Source organism: Mycobacterium gallinarum (genome assembly GCF_010726765.1).
In the GTDB taxonomy this organism is placed as follows: Bacteria; Actinomycetota; Actinomycetes; order Mycobacteriales; family Mycobacteriaceae; genus Mycobacterium; species Mycobacterium gallinarum.
On record NZ_AP022601.1, the window covers coordinates 4,416,363 to 4,434,619 of the forward strand.

General features: G+C 67.5%; 21 protein-coding genes. 13 read left to right on the plus strand and 8 right to left on the minus strand.

Going from position 1 to position 18,257, the window contains the following annotated elements:
- Position 1 precedes the first annotated feature (1 nt).
- From G6N42_RS21775 to G6N42_RS21790, 4 genes are all read left to right on the plus strand, one after another.
- Complete coding sequence (locus G6N42_RS21775) at positions 2-499, plus strand: pyridoxamine 5'-phosphate oxidase family protein (protein WP_163732668.1); 498 nt, start codon at positions 2-4, stop codon at positions 497-499.
- Positions 500-506: 7 nt separating this feature from the next.
- Entirely contained in the window at positions 507-986 is a 480-nt protein-coding gene (locus G6N42_RS21780; protein ID WP_163732671.1) for a nitroreductase family deazaflavin-dependent oxidoreductase, read from the plus strand.
- Between the two features lie 118 nt (positions 987-1,104).
- Complete coding sequence (locus G6N42_RS21785; RefSeq protein WP_163732674.1) at positions 1,105-2,067, plus strand: ferritin-like domain-containing protein; 963 nt, start codon at positions 1,105-1,107, stop codon at positions 2,065-2,067.
- 108 nt (positions 2,068-2,175) lie between these two features.
- Positions 2,176-3,993 (plus strand): serine/threonine-protein kinase PknH/PknJ, encoded by a 1,818-nt coding sequence (locus G6N42_RS21790; protein WP_163732677.1) that lies wholly within the window; start codon positions 2,176-2,178, stop codon positions 3,991-3,993.
- Between the two features lie 4 nt (positions 3,994-3,997).
- Here G6N42_RS21790 and G6N42_RS21795 read toward each other — a convergent pair whose 3' ends face one another.
- Together G6N42_RS21795 and G6N42_RS21800 are read right to left on the minus strand one after the other, a co-directional pair.
- Positions 3,998-4,846 carry an acyl-CoA thioesterase domain-containing protein gene (locus tag G6N42_RS21795; RefSeq protein ID WP_163732678.1) on the minus strand — a complete coding sequence of 283 codons (849 nt, stop codon included), beginning with the start codon at positions 4,844-4,846 and terminating at the stop codon, positions 3,998-4,000.
- A gap of 28 nt (positions 4,847-4,874) precedes the next feature.
- The gene (locus G6N42_RS21800) at positions 4,875-5,171 is read right to left on the minus strand and encodes a GNAT family N-acetyltransferase (protein WP_163732681.1); all 297 of its coding nucleotides are present in this window, start codon (positions 5,169-5,171) and stop codon (positions 4,875-4,877) included.
- A gap of 35 nt (positions 5,172-5,206) precedes the next feature.
- Between G6N42_RS21800 and G6N42_RS21805 the strand changes: the two genes are divergently transcribed.
- Positions 5,207-6,262: an MBL fold metallo-hydrolase gene (locus tag G6N42_RS21805; RefSeq protein ID WP_163732684.1), complete on the plus strand. Its 1,056-nt coding sequence runs from the start codon at positions 5,207-5,209 to the stop codon at positions 6,260-6,262.
- Here G6N42_RS21805 and G6N42_RS21810 read toward each other — a convergent pair.
- The gene (locus G6N42_RS21810) at positions 6,259-7,236 is read right to left on the minus strand and encodes a pirin family protein (protein WP_163732687.1); all 978 of its coding nucleotides are present in this window, start codon (positions 7,234-7,236) and stop codon (positions 6,259-6,261) included. The two genes, G6N42_RS21805 and G6N42_RS21810, sit on opposite strands and share 4 nt — an antisense overlap.
- Before the next feature lie 334 nt (positions 7,237-7,570).
- Entirely contained in the window at positions 7,571-7,999 is a 429-nt protein-coding gene (locus tag G6N42_RS21815; protein ID WP_163732690.1) for an EVE domain-containing protein, read from the minus strand.
- 83 nt (positions 8,000-8,082) lie between these two features.
- On the opposite strand from G6N42_RS21815, the gene G6N42_RS21820 reads away from it, so the two are divergent.
- Positions 8,083-8,325 (plus strand): hypothetical protein, encoded by a 243-nt coding sequence (locus G6N42_RS21820; protein ID WP_083127782.1) that lies wholly within the window; start codon positions 8,083-8,085, stop codon positions 8,323-8,325.
- Here the strand turns inward: G6N42_RS21820 and G6N42_RS21825 are convergent.
- The gene (locus tag G6N42_RS21825) at positions 8,322-8,732 is read right to left on the minus strand and encodes a DUF5313 domain-containing protein (protein ID WP_163737983.1); all 411 of its coding nucleotides are present in this window, start codon (positions 8,730-8,732) and stop codon (positions 8,322-8,324) included. The two genes, G6N42_RS21820 and G6N42_RS21825, sit on opposite strands and share 4 nt — an antisense overlap.
- A 5-nt stretch (positions 8,733-8,737) precedes the next feature.
- On the minus strand, positions 8,738-9,235 hold the full coding sequence (locus G6N42_RS21830; protein WP_163732693.1) for a MarR family winged helix-turn-helix transcriptional regulator: 498 nt from the start codon (positions 9,233-9,235) through the stop codon (positions 8,738-8,740).
- A gap of 77 nt (positions 9,236-9,312) precedes the next feature.
- On the opposite strand from G6N42_RS21830, the gene G6N42_RS21835 reads away from it, so the two are divergent.
- Positions 9,313-10,881: an acyl-CoA carboxylase subunit beta gene (locus G6N42_RS21835; RefSeq protein WP_163732696.1), complete on the plus strand. Its 1,569-nt coding sequence runs from the start codon at positions 9,313-9,315 to the stop codon at positions 10,879-10,881.
- A gap of 45 nt (positions 10,882-10,926) precedes the next feature.
- On the opposite strand, the gene G6N42_RS21840 is transcribed toward G6N42_RS21835, so the two are convergent.
- Positions 10,927-11,220, minus strand: coding sequence for a WhiB family transcriptional regulator (locus G6N42_RS21840; RefSeq protein WP_163732699.1), 294 nt, complete (start codon positions 11,218-11,220; stop codon positions 10,927-10,929).
- A gap of 358 nt (positions 11,221-11,578) precedes the next feature.
- Here G6N42_RS21840 and G6N42_RS21845 point away from each other — a divergent pair, with 358 nt between their 5' ends.
- Positions 11,579-12,298, plus strand: a complete 720-nt coding sequence (locus G6N42_RS21845) for a transcriptional regulator (RefSeq protein WP_163732701.1) — start codon at positions 11,579-11,581, stop codon at positions 12,296-12,298.
- 7 nt (positions 12,299-12,305) lie between these two features.
- Here the strand turns inward: G6N42_RS21845 and G6N42_RS21850 are convergent, their stop codons facing one another.
- Positions 12,306-13,781 carry a MinD/ParA family ATP-binding protein gene (locus tag G6N42_RS21850; RefSeq protein ID WP_163732704.1) on the minus strand — a complete coding sequence of 492 codons (1,476 nt, stop codon included), beginning with the start codon at positions 13,779-13,781 and terminating at the stop codon, positions 12,306-12,308.
- Between the two features lie 475 nt (positions 13,782-14,256).
- Here G6N42_RS21850 and G6N42_RS21855 point away from each other — a divergent pair, with 475 nt between their 5' ends.
- Genes G6N42_RS21855 through eccA form a run of 5 tightly spaced genes read left to right on the plus strand, consistent with a single transcriptional unit; the run spans position 14,257 to position 18,256 of the window.
- Positions 14,257-14,934, plus strand: a complete 678-nt coding sequence (locus G6N42_RS21855) for an EspA/EspE family type VII secretion system effector (protein ID WP_163732707.1) — start codon at positions 14,257-14,259, stop codon at positions 14,932-14,934.
- On the plus strand, positions 14,921-15,241 hold the full coding sequence (locus G6N42_RS21860; protein ID WP_163732710.1) for an ESX-1 secretion-associated protein: 321 nt from the start codon (positions 14,921-14,923) through the stop codon (positions 15,239-15,241). The genes G6N42_RS21855 and G6N42_RS21860 overlap by 14 nt, the downstream gene beginning before the upstream one ends.
- Entirely contained in the window at positions 15,238-16,098 is an 861-nt protein-coding gene (locus G6N42_RS21865; RefSeq protein ID WP_163732712.1) for an ESX secretion-associated protein EspG, read from the plus strand. Before G6N42_RS21860 ends, G6N42_RS21865 begins: the two co-directional genes overlap by 4 nt.
- Positions 16,099-16,110: 12 nt before the next feature.
- On the plus strand, positions 16,111-16,542 hold the full coding sequence (locus tag G6N42_RS21870; protein ID WP_163732715.1) for a YbaB/EbfC family DNA-binding protein: 432 nt from the start codon (positions 16,111-16,113) through the stop codon (positions 16,540-16,542).
- Complete coding sequence (eccA, locus tag G6N42_RS21875) at positions 16,535-18,256, plus strand: type VII secretion AAA-ATPase EccA (RefSeq protein WP_163732718.1); 1,722 nt, start codon at positions 16,535-16,537, stop codon at positions 18,254-18,256. The genes G6N42_RS21870 and eccA overlap by 8 nt, the downstream gene beginning before the upstream one ends.
- Position 18,257 lies beyond the last annotated feature (1 nt).

Consider the following 18,257-nt stretch of genomic DNA (forward strand, 5'->3'; position numbering starts at 1 on the left):
CGTGGGCAAGAACGAACGTTCAAAAATCGTCATGAGCGACGAGGAGATCGCCGAGTTCATCGAGCGCAGCCGCACCGCGACGATGGCGACCGTGCTCCCCAACGGACGGCCGCATCTGGTGGCGATGTGGTACGCCGTGCTCGACGGAGAGATCTGGTTCGAGACGAAGGCCAAGTCGCAGAAGGCGGTCAACCTGCGACGCGACCCGACGATCACCGTCATGATCGAGGACGGGCAGAGTTACACCACGCTCCGCGGGGTGTCGATCGACGGCACCGCGGAAATCATCGATGATCCGGAAACCAATCTGCGCGTTGGCATCAGCGTGTGGGAGCGCTATACCGGTCCGTACACCGACGAGATGCGTCCGTTCGTCGATCAGATGATGAACAACCGGATCTGCGTGCGAGTGGTACCCGGCCGGATGCGCAGTTGGGATCACCGCAAGCTCGGCATGGGCGACATGCCCGTCGGCGGCAGCACCGCCCAGTATCTTTAGGGGAGAGATGGACCCGAACAAGAAACCGGCACAACTGAATTCGCCGCTCGTCACGAAGGTGATGAAGTATGCCGGCAAGGCGCATGTGTGGGTGTACCGGAAGTCTGGCGGGAAGATCGGCGCCAACTGGCGCATCGGTGCGGGGCTGAAGAAACCGGTGCCCACGTTGCTGCTCGAGCACACCGGCCGCAAATCCGGCAAGACGTTCGTCTCGCCGCTGGTGTTCATCGAGGACGGTCAGGACGTGATCGTGGTGGCGTCGAAGGGTGGTAGCGACACCCACCCGCAGTGGTACCACAATCTGGTGGCGATCCCGGACGCCTATATCGAGATCGGCACCGATCGCCGCGCCGTGCGCGCCGAGACCGCGTCGCCGGAAGAAAAGGCGAGGCTCTGGCCGAAGCTGGTCGATGCCTACGCCGACTTCGACACGTACCAGAGCTGGGCCGACCGCGATATCCCCGTGATCGTGCTCAAGCCCCGCTGAGCCTGATGCGATCTATCTCACAGTCCTGAATGTTGGCTAGCCCGGAGTGTCGGGTAGCCAACCGGCAGGTGCACCCCAGCGCCGACCAAAACCGTCAACGCTTAAGGGGCGATTACTGATGGCTAATGCCACTGAAACGACATTGATCAACCAACTACGAACCGTTCTCGACCTCACTCATACCGAAATTCAGGTCGCCGAGACCCGAATTGCGCAGGCACGAACCGACGCTGTCCGTGATGAGTTGACCAAGAACGCCAACAACGGCCGTATCCGCGCGGAGGCCATCGAGAAGGCCATTCGTGACCTCGGCGGATTTCCCGACACCATCGGCCCGTTCCTCGGTCGCGCCGCCGCCGCCGTGAAGGCGCTCACCGAGCAGGCCCAGCCGTTCGACGAGGCGTTGCTCGGCGATCTCGCGTTGGAGGATCAGCTGCTGGACCGTTCGCGCTACATCAAGGCGCTCGCGGTCTCGGCCAAGAACACCGACGTCCAGGCCCTTGCCGATCGCTTGATCACTGCGCACTCGGCGACGGTCAACTGGCTCACCACGGTGCTGGCCGAGGACGCCCTCGGCGGGCCGGCGGCCCTGCGTCGGACGCCGCTGCAAGCGGCTGCGGGCACCGCGGTGAAGATCGTGAATCTCCCCGGTCAGTGGTCGGCACAATCCGCCGAGCGCGTCGCCGAGCTGGTGCGTTCCACCGGCCCGGCCGTCGACGACCTGGTCCGTCGCGCGCAGCGCGCCGGTGAGGTCGCGCTCAAGGCGATCGGTGCCTCGCGTGACGCGGCGCTGCAGAGCGCCGAGGCCGTGGTCCGTGACGAAGGCGCAGAGAAGACCGCCGACGCGCTGCACAACGCGCGCGCCGCGGGCGGCATTCTCGATGCCGAGGAGCTGCCGATCGCCGATTACGACGAGCTGAACCTCAACGAGGCCGTCGCCGCTGTGAAGGACCTCGAGGCACCGTCTGACATCCGGACGATCATCGCCTACGAGGAAATGAACAAGAACCGTCAGAAGCTGGTGTCGGCAGCGCAGACGCGCGTTGCCGAGATCGCGCAGGAGGTTGTCGGCCTCAGCTAGCCGACGATCCATCGCTCAACCGAACACCCCGCGACTGAGAAGTCGCGGGGTGTTCGCGCTGCCCAGCACGGCATGCTAGGACAGACGAGGTCGAGATGAGGGGGCAGTGTGGCGTTGAGTCCGGGCATGACGGTGGCCGGCTACACCATCGAGGCGGTACTGGGTGCGGGCGGAATGGGCACGGTCTACAAGGCCCGAAACCCCGCCCTGCCCCGCAGCGACGCGCTGAAGGTGCTCTCCGAGGGCTTGTCTCGAGACGACCATTTCCGCGCCCGGTTCCTCCGCGAGGCCGATCTGGCGGCGACGCTCGATCACCCCAACATCGTCACCGTCTACACCCGGGGTGAGACCGAGGACGGCCAGCTCTGGATCGCGATGCAGTACGTCGACGGCAGCGACGCGGAGAAGGAAACCCGCGCACGCCGGATGACGCCGCCGCGCGCCGTCCACATCGTGGGCGAGGTCGCCAAAGCACTCGATTATGCGCACCGTCGTCAGCTGCTGCACCGGGACGTCAAGCCGGCCAACTTTCTGCTCTCCTCCGACGACGAGCGAGTCTTCTTGGCGGACTTCGGAATCGCCCGCGCACTCGACGACGCGACGAACCTGACCGCCACGGGCATGGTCGTGGCCACCATTGCCTACGCCGCGCCGGAAAGTCTCTCGGGCTACACGGTCGACGGCCGCGCCGACATCTATTCACTCGGCTGCTCGTTGTTCGACCTTCTCACCCAGCGCTCGCCGTTCGGCAATTCCGGAGGCATGGCGGCGACGATGGCCGCGCACTTGAACGACCCGCCCCCGCGCGCCACCGATCTGGTGCCTGCGCTGCCTGCGGCCATCGACCACGTGATCGCCAGGGCTATGGCCAAGAACCCCGATGACCGCTATCAGTCGGCGCGTGACTTCGCCGCCGCCGCCGAACGAGCGATCGACGAGCAGACGGTCGCGCTGCGTCCGGCCCCGACGAGGCAGGCGCCTCGGCCGTGGCCGGACCCGCCGCGGGCGGCGCCGCCGACGGGACCACCGCCCTACGCCCGTCCCGCCGTACGGCCCAATGCTCAGCTCACCGGGCCGAGTTTCCCCGGCGGCCAGCAGGCCTACCGGCCCCAACCACAGCCAAGCGCCCCTCCGTCAGTCGTGCCGCAGGGGCGCCCCGACAGGTTCGGGGGTAAGGGACGCATATTGGGCATTGGCGCGGCGGCCGCGGCAGCCATCGCGGTGATCGTGGTGCTCGTCCTGGCCCTCTCCGGCGGCGACCATTCCGGGTCGACGGCAGCCTCTACGGAGACAACGGCGGCGCGCACCACCACTTCACGTGCTCCGGCGACGTCGGAACCCGCCCCGGCTCCCCCCGCGCAGGCCAACATCCCCGACGACGCGCTGCCCGGACTTCTTTTATCGGCCAACGACGTCAGCGGGCGGATGAACAAGCCCGGAATGACGGCGATGCCAACGGAATACGCACCGCTCGCCGGCTCGGTCACACCACCCAACTGCACCGGGGCGTGGGGCCCCGCCTATCAAGCCACCTACGACGGATCCGGCTTCACGTCCATGGTGATCCAGGGCGTGTTCTCAGATCCGACGCACAAGCTGGTGCAGGCGGTCACGGCCTTCCCAGATGCCAACGCCGCCAAGATGTTCTACGACCGGCAGGCCGCCGACTGGAACGCCTGCAAGGACAGTCACATCAGGTTCGAGTACCAGGGCGCGTCGACGGAGGCCGATCTCGGCGCGCCGTCGACCACCGCGGGCGTCATGACGATGAAGCTCACTCCGACTACGTCGGCGACGGCGGGGCAGCAGTGCGAACGCAATATGGCGTTGCGCGCCAATGTCATTGTCGACGTGCGCGCTTGCTCACCAACGGTCGGAAGCTCAGGGTTGTCGATTGCCAGCGCCATCGCCGACAAGATCAAGTAGGCGGCTACGGATGCGGCGGATTGAAGCCGGGGTTCGAGAGCGCCGTCGCCGTGGCGCTGCCGATCGGACCGGATTCGTCGACGAGGGTGGCGACGCCGGTCGCCACCCCGGCGTGGCTGTAGTGGGTCAGCGCGGCCAGGCCGAGGTACGGACCTTCGGGTAGCCGGCTCAGCGTCAACGTGTAGTCGGCGTTGATGAACTGCAAACCTTGTGCGCCGTAATGGGTTAGCGAGCTCGCCATGTCGCCGGCCATCGCGGCGCGGGTGAACGCGGTGAGCGGTTCGCCTGCGACGAGTGGGCGGATGTCGCGTACCCAGATGTACTTCGGGCCGGCGTGTTCCCACGCGGACAGACCGAAGCCGGGCCCGGGCGTGTGGTCTTCCTTGCCGTAGGTCCACACCAGCGTGGTCAGCCCGCGCGGAATCGGGTCGGGTGTCGGCGGGATCGGCGGCATGTTCACCGGCGAGCTCCAGATTTCGTCCGCCGGTTGTTCGCCACGGCGCAGGAACAATCCGGTGGCGCGGGCGACAACGGTCTCACCCTGGGTGACGACGGCGTCGACCAACTTCAGGCGCCGTCCCTGCCGCGCCACGCTGGTGTCAACGCGCACGGGTGCGAGCGCCGCGGGACGGAACAGGTCGACGGTCAGGCGTGCCGGCTGGAGATCCGGTTCGCCCGCATCGCGTTCGAGAACGTGGCCGAGCAGCCCGCCGAGGTAGTTGCCGCTGATCGTCTGACCCCACGGTCCGCGTGCGATCGACGCCGGGACGAACCGGTCACCGTCGAGGGTGAAGAACGCCGTCGGGGTGCCGCCGCGCTGCGCTGTGTCGGCAGCACTGTCCTGAGTCGTCATCGGATCTGACGATATCGGCCCTGGTTGGCTAGGCGTCGACCACGTCGTCGAACTCGGGGTGCTTCTCGACGTACGACCGAACCATTGAGCACACCGGCACGATCCGCAGGCCTTCATCCTTGGTCTGCTGCAGCGCCTCGCCGATCAGGATGGACGCCAGGCCGCGGCCTTGGAATGCGTCGTCCACCTCGGTATGCGGGAACGTGCGCTGGCCGTCGCTGTCGGAGATCTCGGTGAAACCGGCCACGGTGCCGTCCACCGAAATGGTGAAGCGGTCGGCCTCCTTGTTGACGGTGGTCGTCGCGCCGGTCTTGTCGGTTGCCATGCCTCCTCTATACCCGGAGGGCGCAAGATGGAGTCATGTGTGATGAAGGCGGCACCGCCGCAGAGGCGTTGGCGTCCACACCGCGGCAGGCGGAGGGCACGGCGGTTGATCCGATCACGCTCGAACCGGTCGACGAGATCACCATCACCACGCTGGTGGACAACAGCTACGACGCGCTGATGGGCGACGTCGGGCCGGCCCGTCGCAGGGGGATGGGGACCGTGCCCCCGGTCGAGGCGCCGCAGTTCGAGGGCGGCAAGGCCTCGCCGGGACTGATCGCCGAGCACGGCTTCTCCGCGCTGGTGACGACGCGCCGCGGGAACCGAACACACACAGTGCTTTTCGACACCGGTATCTCGCCGGATGGTATGGCGACCAACTTCGAACGCATGGGTCTGGATGCGTCGGCCATCGAGGTCGTTGTGCTCAGTCACGGCCATCCCGATCACGACGGAGGATTTCCCGGGTTGGTCCGGCTGCGTGGTCGAAGCGGGTTGCCGCTGGCCGTGCATCCCCTGGTGTTCAGCAGGCGCCGGTTCGCGCTGCCGAACGCAACGCCGATGGAGCTGCCGACGCTGAGCCGCGCGGCGATCGAGGCCGAGGGTTTCGAGGTGATCGAGCGGCGGCAGCCGTCGCTGCTGTTGGACGGCTCGGTGCTGATCACCGGCGAGGTCGACCGCACGACGGAGTTCGAGCGCGGACTGCCCAACCACGAGGCGTGGCGCGACGGCCGCTGGGAGCCCGACCCGCTGCTACTGGACGAGCAGGCGCTGGTGGTGAACGTCCGTGGCAAGGGGCTGGTCGTTCTCACCGGCTGCGGGCATGCGGGCGCGGTGAACATCGCGCGGCACGCCCTTCGGCTGACGGGGGTAGACCGTCTGCATGCGCTGCTCGGCGGGTTCCACCTCACGGGCAAGGTCTTCGAGCCGATCATCGGACCGACCGTCGATGCGTTTGTGGAGTTGAGCCCCGACACCCTGGTGCCCGCGCACTGCACGGGATGGAAGGCCCAGCACCGGCTGGCGGCGGCGCTGCCCGACGCGTTCGTGCCCAACGCGGTGGGCACCGCATTCACGTTTGCCGCGGCTTAGAGCGTCTGGTTCGGCCGCGGCCGCAGCGTCGCGTGCGGTAAGGGAGGAGCCGGCAGCCGGGTGGTCGCGCCGGTGTAGCCCGCGACGGAACCGAACCGGCTGTCGTGGTCCTGCCACTGCCGGCGGTAGGTCGCGATGTCGTCGTGGCTCCGGCCGACGAAGTTCCACCACATGACCAGCTGCTCGGGAAACGGTGTGCCGCCGAGCAATAGGACGCGGGCAGGCCCGCCGCCACGGTTGACGATGCTCAGCTGGTCGCAGCCGACAGCCTGGAACGCGAGGTCTGCGACGTCCAGTGTGGTCCCGGCGACGTCGACGCTGCCCTGGTCGAGCAGCACGCCGTGTTCAAAGGTGCGGTCGACGTCCAGCGTGAGCTCGGCGCCGGGGTCGAGGTCGAGTTGCGCGCCGAGCAGCGGCGTGAAGGTGTTCACGGGTGAGCGCGCGTCGGCGAGCTCGCCGAGGAAGACCCGTATGGTGCTGTCGCCGAGGGACTGCGGCGGCGGGGCGTAGTGCGCGAAGTCGCGGTCGGTGTCGCGATCCGCATCAGGCAGCGCGACCCACAGTTGTACCCCGTGCAGGACGGTGGACGCCGGCCCCGAGATCACCGAGATCTCGGAGTGGCAGATGCCTGCGCCCGCGGTCATCAGGTTCAGCTCACCGGGCCGCACGATCGCGTGCACGCCTGCGCTATCCCGGTGCTCGATCTCGCCGGTGAACAGCCAGCTGACGGTCTGCAGCCCGGTGTGCGGATGCGGAGGAACGTCCATGCCGCCGGGATTCCCGCGGAGGTCGTGCGGACCGTAATGGTCGGCGAAGCACCACGCACCGATGAGCGAGCGTTCGCGCTGCGGGAGGGTGCGCCGGACCCGGATCGCGCGCGGTCCACCGAGCGGAACCTCGCGCGGATGGAGTACTCCGGTGAATGGCGATGGCGCACAGGCGACTTCGGCGGGGGCCGGGTCGGTGTTGCTCACCAGACCAGAGTAGGCCGCACCTCAGCCGCTGCCCAGTTAGGCAGCTGGATTGGCTTGCCTCACAACAGGAACAGTGCGGTGCAGACCGATCTGGATGGCCGAGCCTATCTGGCTGCAGGGGGCGCACAGGCCGGCGCTCGGGTATCCGCATGCCGGACAAATGGTGAAACGTCCACTACTTATGTCGGCGCTGGTGCCCATATCGTCCTTCTCCCGGTCCGGGACCCTCGTCGCGCGCACGACCAGCGAAGCAGTCGTCCGAACAGCGTCCCCCAATTGCTACCTGTATGTACCCGGCAGCGACGTCATCAAACCGAGATTTTTGTCGAGGGCGTCAGCCGAGGCCATTCGGGCTGGTCATCGCCGATCGGAGCACCGCGAAGTCGTGATCGTCGATGGTGAACACCCCTGCTCGGAACTTGTAGCCCCACCGCGAGGTGTCCTCGATGAAGTTGAGCTTTTCGAGCAGGGGCCGGATGGGGATCTCGGTGCATTCGAGGAAGTCGACGTTGCGGCGCCACGGCTGGAGGTCCGGCGTCACTTCGGTTTGATACGGCTCGTCGTCGACGACTTGCCCGATCGCGGTGAAGGCCTGCAGTGGATCGCCCTCCGGATAGTCCGTCTTCGGCGAGTAGAAGATGATCCAGTCGCCGCGTGCCATCTTGCGCAACATGTGCGGCCTGCCGTGATTGGCCTGCGTGAAGCGCCCGCGCACCCCGCGCTCGACGTGGCCACGGCTGACCGTGTTTATCCAGTTCGTCATGACTTGCACGCTAAGTGCGGGTGCTGACAGATCCGGTACTGGTTTGCGCTGCCTGTGGATAACTGCGGTGACACACTGTGCCGGTGACCACGACCAACGACATCTACGAGCGCCTCGGCGTACTCGAGCAGCTTGTCAAGCACCTCTACGAGCAGACGGGCGTGCCGATGCCCAACCCTGCGGCGATCGCCCGTAACGAAGCGCCGCCTCGTGTCCGCGAACTGGTCGCGGCCGGGAACAAGATCGGCGCCATCAAGGCCTACCGGGAAGAGATGAACGTCGATCTGGCCACCGCTACCCGCGCTGTCGAGGCGCTGTACGCCTAGAACGGGCTGCTGTTGGACTGCCAGCGTGCCTCTTCCGGGCGCGGCCCGTACTTGCGGGCGTAGGCCTCGTGCATGGCGGCGTCCCTCTTGCGCTTGATCTGGTCGACGAGGTTGGGGTCCAGATTGTGCTGCGCGAGCCGGTGTCTGCGCCACACCTTGTTCAGCGCCAGCGACATCAGGATCGCCCAGATGTAGATCGGCGCCGTCATCTCCATATGCACATACAGCGAAGCGGGCAGCAGCCAGAACGGACCGAGCACCAGCAGCGGCGGGATCGCCATGCGGATCATGTGTCGGCGGACTGCGCCGTGGTCGGCGAGATCGTGAGCCACCCACTCGCGCATGGAGTCCGGCAGCCGCTTCCCGTAGCAGTACGCGATGTACTGCAGAGGGCCAGGCTTCTTCATCGGGGTCATCGGGATTCCTTCCCTTCGTCGAGCGCGCCCGCCGCCAGCGCCGCGGCGTTGACCCGGGTCAGTACGTCGTGCAGCCGCTCGAGCTCGTCGAGCCCGACCCCGAGCCGCTCCACGACCGCCGGCGGAATCTTCAGGGCTCGCCGGCGCAGCTGAATCCCCGCTTTTGTCAGGCCGACGTCGGTCGCGCGTTCATCGGCCGCGCTGCGCGTGCGGGTGATCAACCCCAGCGCTTCCAGCCGCTTCAGCATCGGTGAGAGGGTCGCCGAATCCAGTTGTAGCGCAGTGGCAATCGCCTTGACCGACATCGGCCGATCGACATCGGACTTGTGGTTGTCCCACAGCGCGAGCATCACGAGGTACTGCGGATGGGTGAGGCCCAGCGGTTCGAGCAGCGGGCGGTACACGGCCAGCACCGCGCGGTTGGTCACCGCCAGCGCGAAGCACACCTGCCGTTCGAGGGCCAGGGGATCGAGGTCCGCGTCGACGACCGTCATGCCCCCACCATACGCCTATAGATAGGGCACTAACTAATAGGGTGCGACATATCACAGCTTGTTAGCATCACCACGCCATGTCTGACGAGCCGATCCGCGCCGACCATGCGGAGTTGTTGCAGCGCCGTGCCCTGACCGAGGACGCTGCACGCCCGGACGCCGTCGAGCGCAGGCGCGCCCGCAACGGCCGCACCGCCAGGGAAAACATCGCCGACCTCGTCGACGCGGACTCGTTCGTCGAATACGGCCGCTTCGCGATCGCCGCCCAGCGCCACCGTCGCGACCTCGCCGACCTGATCGCCCGCACCCCCGGCGACGGACTCGTGGCGGGTACGGCCCGCGTCAACGGCCACCTCTTCGGCGCCGAGCACGCCGCCTGCGCCGTGCTGTCGTATGACTACACGGTTCTCGCGGGTACCCAGGGCGCGCTGGGCCACCGCAAGAAGGACCGCCTCTTCGAACTCATCGCGCGCATGCGACTACCGACCGTCTTCTTCGCCGAGGGCGGCGGTGGGCGCCCCGGCGACACCGACTACCCCACCGTCTCCGCGCTCGACGCCCGCGCATTCAAGCTGTGGGCGGCGCTGTCGGGTCTGGTGCCGCGCATCGCGGTCGTCAAGGGCCGCTGCTTCGCGGGCAACGCTGTCATCGCCGGCAGCTCGGACCTGATCGTCGCCACCGAGGACACCTCGCTGGGAATGGGCGGGCCGGCGATGATCGCGGGCGGCGGACTCGGCGACGTCCACCCCGACGAGGTCGGCCCGATCAGCATGCAGGAGCCCAACGGCGTGGTCGACGTCGTCGTCGCCGACGAGGCCGAAGCCGTGGCCGTGACCAAACGCCTGCTCTCCTACTTCCAGGGCCCGACGGCGCCGGGCGCCGCGGGCGACCAAACAGCGCTGCGCACAATGGTTCCCGAGCGGGCCCGTCGCGCGTTTCCAGTGGCGCCGGTCATCGAGACGCTGGCCGACGAAGGGTCGGTGACGTTCCTTCGGCCACGCTTCGCCGCCGAGATGGTCACGGCGTTGGCACGCATCAACGGTCGCGCGGTGGGTGTCCTGGCGAACAACAGCATGGTGATGGCCGGCGCCATCACGGCAGCCGCATCGGACAAGGCAGCGCGCTTCATGCAACTGTGCGATGCGTTCGGACTGCCCGTCGTCTCGTTGATCGACTGCCCGGGCTACATGGTGGGCCCGGCGGCCGAGGCCGAAGCGCTGGTGCGCCGTGCGTCGCGCATGCTGGTCGCCGGGGCCGCGCTGAGCGTGCCCCTCGTGGCCGTCGTGCTGCGCCGCGGCTATGGCCTCGGCGCTCAGGCGATGCTGGGCGGCAGCCTGCACGAACCGGTGCTCACAATGGCTTGGGCGGGAGCACATCTCGGGCCGATGGGCCTCGAAGGTGCGGTCCGGTTGGGGCTCCGCAAGGAACTCGAGGCGATCGCCGACGAAGAGGAACGAGAAGCACGGGTGCGCCAGGCCACCGCGGCGGCCCAGGAGAATGCCAAGGCGCTCAACGCCGCTCAGCTCTTCGAGATCGACGACGTCATCGACCCGGCTGACACTCGCAGGCTCATCATCGACACGCTGAACGCCGCCACCATGCATGAACCGCGCCGGACGGATCGACGTTTCGTCGACACCTGGTGATCGCCCCCTGCCGACCCCACGAACGCGGCAGCGGGAGATCAGCGGTCAGGCGATTTCCGCGTAGTAATAGCGGCGGGGCCGCACCACTTCTCCGTTGCGCTCGGCGAGTGACTTCAGCTGGCGCAGGGCAAACGTCCGGCCGCGCCCGCTCTCGGGAATGACGATGCCCGCCCACAGACCTTCTGCCCGCGGCAGCTCGCACGCTTCACGGGCGCAGAGCCAGCGTCTGGGGCATGCCCTGCAGATCGCCTTCGCCTCTTCGTCGGCTGACGTCGTCCACCGCTCGGGGTCCCGCGTGCAGGCGCCGACGGGTGTCTCGTCCCAGTGTGTTGAGTTCATCCGAACCCCTCCTTGTCCGCTCTGCGGCTGCTGCACCGCGATGTCGCCAAGCTAGCGTAGAAACCGTAGCGATGCAACAGTTAGCGCTACGACTAGGTTGTTGGCGCGGTGTTTGGCGCCCGCGGAGCGATGCGCGCCTGCCTTGCAGAACACGATCTGATCAGCGTAGAAACACGTTACGATCGCTGGACCGGACCGTCGCAAAACCGTAGCGGCAGGGCGGTGCGGGTGGTCTTGAAGACATAGCTTTGCCACAGATCCACGCGCACCACGCGGCCCCAAGTCGTAGCGGTGCGTCCGGCGGCCGATAGGATTGCGTCGCCGCTCCGCCCCGTGAGTTCTCGAGGAATGCCCGTTGATGACCGACCCGGAGTCGATCGAGGTGCTCGACGAGGGGATGCGGCGTGCCGGTGCGGCCGCGGCGGCCCGTCGTCGCGAACTCGACATCAGCCAGCGCAGCCTGGCGACCGACGGGATCATCAACGCCGGCGCGCTCATCGCGTTCGAGAAGGGCCGCAGCTGGCCGCGCGAACGCACTCGAGCAAAGCTTGAAGAGGTGCTGCAATGGCCGCCGGGGACCATCGCGCGGCTGCGGCGGGGCGAGCCTGCCGCGGCCGAGCCGCGCGTCGAGACACGCGCCGACACCGGCGACGACATTCCCTTGATTGCACAGGCTCTCGTCACTGCGGTCAACACCTTCGCCACCGCGGTTGAGGCCCTGCCACCCGTCGACGATCCGGAGTTCACGCCCCGCGCGACGAAGATACTCGCGGACTTGCGTCAGCTCGAGGCCGTCGCCGCTCGGGCGGCCCGCATCAGCAAGGTGTCACCGGCATTGATCAAGGCGTTGAGCGCGGTGCGCACCCGCTACGACGAACTCATGCTCCGGGCCGCCCGCGCGCCGCAAGCCACCGTCGGCCAGCGGCTGTACGCCGCGCGGCGCGGCGCGAACCTGACCATCTTCGAAACTGCCCAAGCGGCAGGGGTTTCCGAAGAGGACGTGATAGCCGCGGAGGCGGAAGAGCCCGTGTCAGCGGCGGCCGTCCAGGAAATCGAATCGTTGATCGAACAGCTGTGAGGCAGCGTCAGTAGCGTTCGCGGTTTCGGTCGTCGTGGGTGGGGTAGAAGTCGGCCAGTGCCGCGGCGATCTCGATGAAGCGCCGCCTCGTCGCCGGTGACATCTCGCCCGTGCGGTCGATCACGCCGCCCGGCCGCAGATGCCCGTCGAAGGGCACCTCGACAACCCGCTGTCCCTGACTCGAGAACTGTTGCGCCAGAATCGAACGCGTCCGCTTGTCGGCGTGCCCGTCGGAGTCGTTGAGAACGATCACCGTGCGCTGCAGCAGACTGTTGAGCCCGCGGGCCGCCAGCCAGTCCAGTGTCTGGCCGGCCGCCGCCGCACCGTCGACCCACGGCGATGAGACCACGACCAACGCGTCGAGGTCCCGCAGCACCTCCTGGGTGACCGGGGTGTCCATGGTGGAGCTGCAATCGACGATCGAGATGGTGAAGTACCGGTCGAGCCGCGAGGTCGCCTCTCGGTAGATTGCCGGATCCAGGACCCGTCGACGCGCGGGCGTTCCCTCGCCGGCGAGGACGAACAGCCCCGCTGCGTTGTTGCCGATGCGGCTGCGGACGTCGGCGAAGGTCTCCAGGTGTTGGTCGGCCGCCAGCTCCCAATAGGAGCCCTGCGCCCGGGGGTCGACGCGGCTGCCGAGCTTGCCGAACGCGGTGTCGGCGTCGATGGCCACCGCGCGGTCGTCCTGGCGCAGTTCGGCGAAGACCGATCCGATGCTGGCCGACACCGTCGTCTTCCCGACGCCGCCCTTGCCCATCACGCCGACCTTGAAGTGGCCGCGCAGTCCCGACCTGACCTTGGCCTCGAGTTGGGCTTGGCGGATCTCATCGGGGCTCTGGCCGAGGTTCACCAGACCGAATGTGGCCTTGTACAGCGCCAGACGCCACCCGCCGCCCGGCGGGGTGCGCCGCTGCGGCACGAGCTCGTCGGCGCGGATCCGGTCCGCGTATGAACCGCTCGGCGCCTGCGCTCCTGGCGTTGCGTGGCCGTAGCCGGGAGTCCACTGCGGCCCGGGCGGACCGCCAGGGGCCGGCGGCCGTGGGCCGTGCGGCGGCTGACGATCCGGCTGCGGGGGCTGCGTGTTCCACGGCGCGGTGTCGCCGCGGGTGGGCGGCAGAGGCCCCGTCTCGCGTGGCGTTCCCGGCGGCGGGCCGTACCGGGGATCGGGTTGACGGAAATTGCCGCCTGGCCGCTCGGGCTCTCTGAAATGTGGGGGTGCGCTCGCCTCTGCCGTCGGCGCGAGCGGTGCCCGGCTGACTTCCGTCGTCTTCCAGAGGCTCTCCTCCTCGGTGTTCCTGGTGTCGGACGGTGACGATGGAGGGATGTAGTCGACGGGAGGGCGCGGCGCCGCCGCCCCCCACGCGGGTGGGGCGGCCGGCCGTGACGGTGGTGTCGGTTCCGGGTCGGCTGACGGTTCGAAATCGGTGTCTTCGGGACCGGTCCATCCGAGCTTTCTCCGCAATTCGTCATCGCGGTCGGTCACTGAGTGTCTCCTCGGAATGTCGTGTCATGCGTGTGGCGGCCCCTTCCAAGTATCAACCAATCCGCGATTTGCAGCGAAGACGCGTCGACGACCGGATTTATTGACGCGGCTAGCAAATCCGACTATCCGCTCAGCGATCCCCATGCGGCGGTGTCCGGAGGCGCCGTCGGGTACGCATCGGGCCGGCGTCGACGAGTCGTGTCCGGCCCCGGACACCGGCAGAGTTCGGACTCCGTTCCAAGCGGGTTGCCGGTTCGCCATGACGCGTCAGAACTGTCTGGAGATGCTGCTATCCACTGTGCAACCATTGCTGAACGGGTCTGAGAGGGCCCCCGTGCAAGCCGTCGCCGAGCCAGAAATTGGTGACATCGGCGCCCCCGGACCGCTGGTACGCTTCACCCAGCGCAGGGGATTGGCAGAAGGGGTCGAATGGCATGCGTGTGGTTCGTGGCAAATGGTCGGTGGTTGGTGGCCAGTGACGCCCGGCAAGCAGGCGTCCGCTGACACGCCCGACACATCGCTGCGCCATGCGGTCGGCTCGGACCTCCTGGATTTCGGCCAGGTGATCATCGCGGGCATGAGGTCGACGACCGGCGAGGGTGAGCCCGACGACGGCGCGCAGTTCGACAAGGGACGCAAAAAATTCAGCATGGCCGGCCAGACGCTAGGGTCGGCGGCCGCCGACGATCGGTGGGACAGCGCCGCAGCGCGCGCCTACGCCGACCAGAACACCCGGCAACAAGTGCGAACCGAAACGATGGCCGATGCCGATCAGGCCGTCTTCTCCGTTCTGGTCCGCGAAGCCGTTCAAATCAAGCTGCGTCGGGACACTCTTGACGACCAGTCGGACATTCTCGCCAAGACGAGCCACGCTTCCCTCCCCCTGCAGTTCATCCCGCGCTACGGCGAGGCCGCCAGGCTGGCCCTCGAGTCCACTGCACTCTCGGGCGCGCTTCTCACCAGCGCTCAGGCGCTGCAGGACTTGCACTCCGACGTGTCGGCCAACGCCGCAGAGCTTTCCCAGGCGGTCGGCCGATACGCCGGAGTCGCCGACGATGCCGGGCCGGCGCCGACTGGGCTCGCGGCTCCGATGCTCGATAGCGTGCATCCGCAAGAAACCGAGTTCGGAGAAGGGGTCCATGTCGGGGGATGACGTGCGCGTGACAACGGCGCACCTTGACGAACTCGCCGGCCGACAGGTGCGGGCCGCCGCAGAAACCAGATCCGCGGCCATTCTCGTCGACGGCGTGGACGCCGCGGTGCGATCCACCCACGGCGTCATCGCGTCGGCGACCGCGGGCGCCGTCAGCGACATCGTCGCGGCGCGTCGCGCCGCGGGCATGAAGATCGCCGCGATCTCCGACGACCTCGGGCACAAATTGCACGAAGCCGCTCGGCGCTACGACCACGCCGACGACGCGATGGGCCGCGTGCTGGATGGGCAGGTGGAGCCACGATGAGCAGCAATGCGCAGGCGGCGCATCCCGATGCCACGCACATCGACGACGTGGTCGGCGTCGAGGTGACGATCGACGGGATGCTCGTCATCGCCGATCGCCTTGGGCACTCGGAGTTTCCGACGGCGCTGGGCATCCGGCTCAACATCCCTCAGCCCGAACTGCGCGAAATCGTCTGGGAGCAGGTCGCGCGTGACCTGACTGCGCAGGGTGTGCTGGACGTGTTCGGCCGACCCCACCCCGAGGTGGCGGCCATGGTCGACACGCTCAGTCGGTCCGATCGGACCCTGGAGGGACGCTGGTGGCGTCGCGACGTCGGCGGCAAGATGATCCGTTTCGTGGTGTGCCGCAAGGGAGATCGACATGTCATCGCGGCGCGCGACGGCGACATGATCGTCTTGCAGCGCGTCGCCCCTCAGGTCGGCCTGGCGGGCATGGTGACCACGGTCCTCGGGGCAGCGAACCCCGCCGATGTCGAACCGTTGACCGGTGTCGCGAGTCAGCTGGGCGAATGCCGTGACGCGAACCAGTTGCTGAAGTACGGCATCGCACCCACGTCGGCGCGTGCCTACGCCGACATCATCGCGAACCCGGAGAGCTGGGTCGAGATCACCGCGGTCGAACGCCACCCCGGTGGCACGTTCACACAGGCCGATGTCGCGGCCGGGGTGCTCGATTCCCGGCAGGGCCGAATCGTGTCGATACCGCGTCGCGTGAGCGGCGAGCTGTACGGCAGCTTTCTGCCGGGCACGACGGAGAACCTTGCGCGCGCGCTCGACGGTTTGATCGGATTCCTGCCCTCCGGTAAGTGGTTCGACCAGACCTCGACCGACCAAGCCGGTGGAGCCGAAGCGCAGTGAGGAAAGCACCACATGGCGGCTGAGCATCAGCCATACGATCCCGACGAGCGCGACGACCTGGACGCGCTCGATTTCTCCCGTCCTGACCACGGCGAGGACGACGCCGTACCGGTGCCGATCTTCACCGTGACCAATCCACCGGGCTCCGTGACCGTCACGACGTACATGGATGGCCGCGTCAAGCAGATCGAATTGTCTTCGAGGACCACCGATATGACCGAACCCGAGCTCGCCGACGAAATCGTCGTCATCGCGGGCCTTGCCACGCAGGAAGCGAAGTCGGCCCAGTACTCGTTGATGCTCGAGGGCATGCGCGGGCAGGGCAACGACGATGCGGCGACCCGCGACTTCCTCACCCGCGACCTGGGCCTGCCGTCGCCCGAGGAAGCAAGAGCGGCACGGGCGCAGATCTTCGCGACCCGGTACGGGGGCGACGATGACTGAACACCTAATTAACCTCTTCAGCAGCGCGGTCGGGATGCTGCCCAGCTCACCCGCGCGATCGTTCGAGATCTTCTCCGAGATCACCGCGATGGACGAAACCGCTTGCGACGCATGGGTGGGACGGATCCGCTGCGGTGACGCCGACCGCGTGACGCTGTTCCGCGCCTGGTACTCAAGCGCGAACTTCGGGCAGTTGGCCGGATCCGCCGAGATCTCGATGAACAGCATCAACGCCCGCGTGCCGATCGGCGGCCAGTTCGGCGACATCACCTACCCGGTCAACTCGCCATTGGCCATCACGATGGGCTTCGCCGTCCACGAGGCTGCGGTCGGCAACTTCGCCGACGCCATAGAGGCGCTGGAAGACGTTCCGTCAAACGGTGCGGAGCATTTGGTGTCCTGGGTGAAGGCGGTGATCTACGGCGCCGCCGGACGCTGGACCCACGTCATCGACGAGGTCAAGGGTGCCGGTGCCTGGCCGGACAAATTCCTCGCGGCCGCCGCCGGTGTCGCCCACGGCGTGGCCGCGGCGAACTTGGGTCTGTTCACCGAGGCCGAACGACGTCTGACCGAGTCGAATTCGTCTCCTGCCGGTGAGGCATGTGCGCCCGCCATTGCGTGGTACCTGGCGATGACGCGACGCGGACAGGGCAACGAAGAGTCGGCAATAGGACTGCTCGAGTGGCTGCAGGCAACCCACCCCGAGCCGAAAGTCGCCGCGGCGCTCAAGGATCCGAACTTCCGGCTGGAGACCACCACCGCCGAGAAGATCGCTGCGCGCAAGGATCCGTGGGACGCGTCCAGCGTCGAGGCGGACAATTCGGGCCGCGAGAAGCTGCTCGCCGACGCAGAAGCCGAGTTGGACCGGCAGATCGGGCTCACCCGCGTCAAGGAACAGATCGAGGCGTATCGCGCGGCAACGCAAATGGCCAGGATCCGGGCGGCCCGCGGCATGAAGGTCGCGCAGGCTTCCAAGCACATGATCTTCGCGGGCCCGCCCGGTACCGGTAAGACGACCATCGCCCGGGTGGTGGCCAACATCCTGGCGGGGCTCGGCGTCATCGGCGAACCGAAGCTGGTCGAGTCCTCACGCAAGGATTTCGTCGCCGAGTACGAGGGTCAGTCCGCGGTGAAGACCAGCCGCACCATCGACCGCGCCATCGGCGGCGTGCTGTTCATCGACGAGGCGTACACGCTCGTGCAAGAGCGCGACGGCCGGGCGGACCCGTTCGGCACCGAAGCGCTGGACACGCTGCTTGCCCGCATGGAGAACGACCGAGACCGGCTGGTCGTGATCATCGCCGGATACAGCAACGACATCGACCGGCTGCTCGAATCCAACGACGGCTTACGTTCACGCTTCGCGACACGAATCGAGTTCGACTCCTATCTGCCGAGTGAGATCGTGGAAATCGCGAAAGTGATTGCCCAGAACAATGATTCGAGCCTCGACGACGAGGCCGCCAAGCGGGTGCTCGAAGCCGCGACGCTACTGAGTCAGCGGGCGCTCAACGGGAAGCCGGCGCTGGACATCGCGGGCAACGGTCGTTACGCCCGCCAGCTGGTCGAGGCCGGTGAGCAGAACCGCGACATGCGCCTGGCCCGGTCGTTGGACTTCGAGAGCCTCGGGGTCGACGAGCTGAGCCAGATCAGCGGCGATGACATGGCGGCCGCCATCGCCGCTGTGCACGCCCGATTGAGCATCGGCGAGTAAG